The following is a 740-nucleotide window of genomic DNA, read 5'->3' on the forward strand; positions in this document are numbered from 1 at the left end:
CAGCCAGGACGGTCGCCTGACCAGCACCGAGGCCTTGCGCCTGACTGCCGCGCAGGTCAATAACAGCGAAGCGGGGCGTATTGCCAGTGCCATGGCTTTGACCGCTGTGGTCACCGGCCTGGATCAACACGCCGACGGGCGCCTGTACAGCAACGGCGACGTCAGCCTTGACCTCGGCAACGGCCACCTGAATAACCAGGACGGTTTGATTACGGCCCCCGGCCAGTTGCTGCTGACGAATCTGGGCACAGTCGATAACCAAAGCGGCGAGATCTCCAGTGCCAAGGGCTTTACCCTGGCCGCCACCTCGCTGGACAACACTGACGGCTCGGTGCTCAGCGACGAATCCCTGATCGTACGCATCGACAAGGCACTGACCAACCTGCGCGGGCTGGTGTCCGGCACCGGCGTGGACCTCTCTGCCGATACCCTGACCAACGACAGCGGTGAGGTGAGCAGCGAGGCGGGCCTCACGCTGGACGTCACCGGCGAAGTCAGCAACCGCCAGGGCCTGCTGAGCAGTGCAGGGGCCATCACGTTAGAGGCCAAGAGCCTGGACAACGCCGAAGGCCAGGTCATGGCCGACGAGGTGCTGACCGTCATTCTGGCTCAAGCCCTCGACAACCAGGCTGGCACCCTGGGGGCCGGCCTGGGTCTGAACCTGCAGGCCGCGAGCCTGGATAACCGCCTGGCCGGTGCCGTGCTCACCGATGGCCAACTCGATATCACCCTGACCGGCA

At 65.0% G+C, this 740-nt stretch carries 1 pseudogene; it reads left to right on the plus strand.

Features of this window, described 5'->3' with window-relative positions:
* A pseudogene (locus tag Q6A51_RS27285) lies at positions 1 to 740 on the plus strand (filamentous hemagglutinin N-terminal domain-containing protein); the annotation flags it as partial.

This window comes from Pseudomonas serbiensis (assembly GCF_030580745.1).
Lineage (GTDB): Bacteria > Pseudomonadota > Gammaproteobacteria > Pseudomonadales > Pseudomonadaceae > Aquipseudomonas > Aquipseudomonas serbiensis.